At 70.1% G+C, this 5,152-nt stretch carries 3 protein-coding genes and 1 pseudogene; 2 read left to right on the top strand and 2 right to left on the bottom strand.

Features of this window, described 5'->3' with window-relative positions:
* Together ACWCO3_RS31210 and ACWCO3_RS31205 are read left to right on the top strand one after the other, a co-directional pair.
* Window positions 1-692: peptidylprolyl isomerase (locus ACWCO3_RS31210; RefSeq protein ID WP_450013466.1), on the top strand; the 692-nt coding region annotated here is incomplete at its 5' end.
* Window positions 693-751: 59 nt separating this feature from the next.
* Window positions 752-1,591: a peptidylprolyl isomerase gene (locus ACWCO3_RS31205; protein ID WP_145783841.1), complete on the top strand. Its 840-nt coding sequence runs from the start codon at window positions 752-754 to the stop codon at window positions 1,589-1,591.
* A gap of 58 nt (window positions 1,592-1,649) precedes the next feature.
* Here ACWCO3_RS31205 and ACWCO3_RS31200 read toward each other — a convergent pair.
* Window positions 1,650-3,971, bottom strand: a pseudogene (locus tag ACWCO3_RS31200) (RelA/SpoT family protein); the annotation flags it as partial.
* Between the two features lie 399 nt (window positions 3,972-4,370).
* Entirely contained in the window at window positions 4,371-4,937 is a 567-nt protein-coding gene (locus tag ACWCO3_RS31195; RefSeq protein ID WP_278145000.1) for an adenine phosphoribosyltransferase, read from the bottom strand.
* Window positions 4,938-5,152 lie beyond the last annotated feature (215 nt).

The raw sequence follows: 5,152 nt of genomic DNA, 5'->3' as shown, positions 1-5,152 counted from the left end.
TTGCGACGCGGGGCGTGCCGGAACAGCACGGCCACGGCGAGGACGGTCAGCCCGAGGCTGAGGGGGAAGCGGACCACGTCCCAGATGACGTTGGCCTGCCCACCGACGGCACCCGCACGATGACGGTGACCACCAACCAGGGCGCGCCGATCACCGCCGAGCTGAACCTGACCAACTCCCCGTGCGCGGCGGCGAGCATCGCCCATCTGGCGAGCCGGTCGTTCTACGACAACACGAAGTGCCACGAGATCACCGCGGACGGCGCGCTGCGCTGCGGCGACCCCAGCGGCACCGGCCTCGGTGGGCCTACCTACTCGTTCTACGACGAGGAACTGCCGACCGTGCCGTCGGCGTCCCCGTCGGCCAGCCCGGCCCCCGGCCAACCGCCGACGTACCCCAAGGGCACCGTGGCGATGATCTCCAACCCGCCGGGCAGCAACGGCAGCCAGTTCCTGCTCTTCTTCAAGGACTTCACCACCACCGACCCGAAGTTCCCGGTGATCGGCCGGGTGACCGGCGGGCTCGACGTGGTGGAGAAGATCGGCGCCCTCCCGACCGTGGACAATGGGACCGGAGCCAAGGTCAAGCCCACCACCGACGTGACGATCCAGAGCCTCACGGTCGGTGAGCCGGTCACCGGTGCGGCGCCGTCGGCCACCGGCGCTCCGGTCAGCAGCCCGAGCGCCGGCTGACCGGCCGCCACCACCCACCCAGTCGGCACTCAGCAGCAGACAGCCAGGAGGATCCAGGCGTGACGTCCACCAGAGAGCGGCAGCGCGCGGCGGCACGCGCCCGGCTCGAGAAGGAGATGGCCGAGCGCTCGGCCAAGGCCCGCAAGCGCCGGCAGACGCAGGCGATCGTCAGCGCGGGTGTCGCGCTGGTGCTCGTGGTCGCCGGCACCGTCTGGTTGGCGGTGAGCCTGGGCGGCGACGACGACAAGCCCGACACCACCGCGGCGGCGCCCGGGGCGTCCGAGTGCGCGTTCAACGCGCTGCCCACCGATCAGCGGCCCCCGCAGATCAAGGACGTCGGGCTGCCGAGCAACGAGCAGTCCGGCACCGGCGTGCAGACCATGACGATCGACACCAACCTCGGCCCGATCACCGCCAAGGTCGACCGTTCGCTGGTGCCGTGCACCGCCGGCAGCTTCACCTACCTCGCGGAGAAGAACTTCTTCGACAACACCAAGTGCCACCGCCTGGTGACCGAGGGCATCAAGGTGTTGCAGTGCGGTGACCCCAGCGCCACCGGCAACGGCTGGCGGGACACCGACGGCCAGGGCGGCCCGAGCTACCGCATGCAGGAGGAGAACCTCCCCACCGACAAGCGCCCGCCGTACCCGGAGGGTGTCATCGCGATGGCCAACTCCGGCCAGCCGGGCAGCACCGGCAGCCAGTTCTTCATCGTCTACGGCGACTCGCCGCTGGACCCGGCGTACACGGTGCTCGGCACCATCACCGGTGGTCTGGACATCGTCAAGGACGTGGCCAAGGCCGGTGACGACGGGGCGTTCGCCCAGCAGGCCGGTGGTGGCCACCCGAAGAAGGAGGTCGTCATCAAGGACCTCGCCATGAGCAACCCGCAGGGCTGACACCCGAGCAACGACGAAGCGCCCGCCGGCTGAGCTGGCGGGCGCTTCCGTTTACACGTCAGGCGCCGGAGGTCACCCGGTACGCGTCGAAGACGCCGTCGACCTTGCGGACCGTGGCCAGCAGGTGGCCCAGGTGCTTCGGGTCGGCCATCTCGAAGCTGAACCGGCTCACCGCCACCCGGTCGCGGGTCGTGGTGACGGTGGCGGAGAGGATGTTGACCCGCTCGTCGGAGAGCACCCGGGTGACGTCGGCCAGCAGCTTGTGCCGGTCCAGTGCCTCGACCTGGATGGCGACCAGGAACGTCGAGGCGGAGGTGAGCTTCCAACTCACCTCGACCACCCGCTCGCTCTGCGCCCGCAGGTCCTCGGCGTTGGCGCAGTCGTCGCGGTGCACGCTCACCCCGCCGGAGCGGGTGACGAAGCCGAACACCGAGTCCGGTGGGACCGGTGTGCAGCAGCGGGCCAGCTTGATCCAGACGTCGCTGACGCCCCGGACCACCACACCGGGGTCGCTGCTGCTCTGCCGGCTGCGCGGTGGCCGGGTGGCGACGGCGGTCTCGGCGATGTCCTCCGCCGCGCCCTCCTCGCCGCCGTACGCGGCCATCAGCTTCTGCACCACCGACTGCGCGGAGACCTGGCTGTCGCCGACCGCCGCGTAGAGCGACGCCACGTCGGCCAGGTGCAGGTCCCGTGCGATCGACATGAGCGCGTCGGAGGTGAGCATCCGCTGCAGGGGCATGCCCTGCTTGCGCATCGCCTTGACGATCGCGTCCTTGCCGGCCTCGATCGCCTCCTCGCGCCGCTCCTTGTTGAAGTACTGGCGGATCTTCGTGCGCGCGCGAGGGCTCTTGACGAAGCCCAGCCAGTCCTGCGTCGGGCCGGCGGTCTCGGACTTCGACGTGAAGATCTCGATCACGTCGCCGTTGGACAGCGTCGATTCCAGCGGCACCAGCTTGCCGTTGACCCGCGCGCCGATGCACTTGTGCCCCACCTCGGTGTGCACCGCGTACGCGAAGTCCACGGGCGTCGAGCCGGTCGGCAGCGGGATGACGTCACCCTTGGGGGTGAAGACGTACACCTCCTGGCTGGACAGGTCGAAGCGCAGCGCGTCCAGGAACTCGCTCGGGTCGGCCGCCTCACGCTGCCAGTCGAGCAACTGCCGCAGCCAGGTCATCTCGTCGATGTGCGCCGGCGGGCCGACGATCTGGGTGCCCTTGTGCTCCTTGTACTTCCAGTGCGCGGCGATGCCGAACTCCGCGGTGCGGTGCATCGCGTACGTGCGGATCTGCATCTCCACCGGCTTGCCGGTGGGCCCGATGACAGTCGTGTGCAACGACTGGTACATGTTGAACTTGGGCATCGCGATGTAGTCCTTGAAGCGCCCCGGCACCGGCTGCCAATTGGCGTGGATGACCCCCAGCGCCGCGTAGCAGTCCCGCACCGTGTCGACCAGGATCCGAACGCCCACCAGGTCGTAGATGTCGTTGAAGTCCCGACCCCGCACGATCATCTTCTGGTAGATCGAGTAGAGGTGCTTCGGCCGCCCGGTCGTCTCCGCCTTGATCTTGGCGGCCTTCAGGTCGGTCTGCACCTTCTGCGTCACCTGCCGCAGCAGCGCCTCACGCTGCGGCTGGTGCTCCCCGATCAGCCGGTTGATCTCCTCGTAGCGCTTCGGGAACAACGTGCCGAAGGACAGATCCTCCAGCTCCCACTTGATCGTGTTCATACCGAGCCGGTGCGCCAGCGGCGCCAGGATCTCCAGCGTCTCCTTGGCCTTCTGCTCCTGCTTGGGGCGGGGCAGGAAGGTCAGGGTGCGCATGTTGTGCAACCGGTCGGCCAGCTTGATCACCAGCACCCGCGGGTCCTTGGCCATCGCCACGACCATCTTGCGGATCGTCTCGGCCTTCGCCGCGTCACCCAGCTTGACCTTGTCGAGCTTCGTGACGCCGTCGACCAGCAGAGCGACCTCGCCGCCGAAGTCGGCGCGCATCTGGTCGAGCGTGTATTCGGTGTCCTCGATGGTGTCGTGCAACAGCGCGGCCACCAACGTGGTGGTGTCCATCCCCAGGTTGCCGAGGATCGTCGCCACGGCGAGCGGGTGGGTGATGTACGGGTCACCGGACTTGCGGTACTGCCCGGAGTGCCACCGCGCCGCCGTGTCGAAGGCGCGCTGGAGCAGCCGGGCGTCGGCCTTGGGGTGATTGTCCCGGTGGCTCGCGATGAGCGGCTCCAGCACCTCGCTGACCTGCGAGGTCTGCCAGGGCGCGTTGAACCGGGCCAACCGGGCCCGGACCCGCCGGCCGGTGGGCGCGTTGGACAGCCCGAAGCCCCCGCTGGGCGACGGGTCGATGCCCGCGTCCGTCGGGAACGGCACCACCACCCCGTCGGCGCCGGGCGACGCCTCGGCACTCGGCGGGGCGCTGATCGGGGAAGCCGTGCTCTCGCTCGCAGCCCTGGTGGAGCCGTTGCCGGTGCCCGTCACCCGGGCCGGCACGTCGCCTGTCCGGTCGGTCACCGAGCCGTCAGCGTCGCCTGTCGGGTGCACCGTGCCCTCCGCCGGAGGGACGACATCGTGGGACACCGGCCTCCTCACCGCTCGCCGGAAACACACCGACCGAACATCGGTCGGCCTGGTCTCGCCTCGCCGGACGTGTGCCGCCGGCTTCGGCAAAGGGCAATGCTACCCGCACGGACGGCCCCCTGCCGCTCCGCCGGACGGTCGGCACCGCCTTCACCTCGACGGATCCGGCACCAAACGGTCGCCGGCGCGTCGACCGGCTCAAACGGTCAGCAGGGCGTGAACGGGACGCTGCGCCAACCGTTCCCGCCCACCCAGAAACCCGAGCTCCAGCAGCACTGTGAAGCCGGTGACGGTCCCGCCGGCCCGCTCGACCAGATCCAGTGTCGCCTCGGCGGTGCCGCCGGTGGCCAGCACGTCGTCCACCACTAGCACCCGGTGCCCGGCCGTGAAGGCATCCTCGTGCACCTCCAGGGTGGCCTCGCCGTACTCCAGGGCGTAGGAGACCGAGTGCGCCGGGCGGGGCAGCTTGCCCGCCTTCCGCACCGGCACCACTCCCACCCCGGCGGCGTACGCGACGGCCGCGGCGACGACGAAGCCGCGCGCCTCGATGCCGACCACCACGTCGAAGGCGTCCCGCCCGTGGTACGCGACGATCCCGTCGACCACCTCGCGGAAGACCTTCCCGTCGGCGAACAGCGGCATCAGGTCCTTGAACAGGACGCCGGGCTTCGGGAAGTCGGGCACGTCCAGCACCCGGCTGGCGACCAGTCGGGCGGTCTCCGGACCGCTGTCCCCGCGCGCCTCGGTGCTGTGGGTCTCCGTCACGGCTGTCTCGTTTCCCTTCGACGACGAACGGCGTCCGGCAACAGCATGCCGGACGCCGTTCGGGTGTTCCCGTTCGGGTGTTTCGGTCAGGTCAGCGCCGCTTGGCGCCACCCGGCCGGTTGCCGCCGCCACCCGGGCCCCGGTGTCGGAGGGGCGGAAGGTGAAGTGGTGGTGCATCACCGCTCCGCCGCGACCCGCGACGGTGGTGGTGACCC

The organism is Micromonospora sp. NPDC002411 (assembly GCF_053592955.1).
Note: the sequence above shows the minus strand (reverse complement) of the source record. Positions and strands in the feature narration are given on the sequence as shown.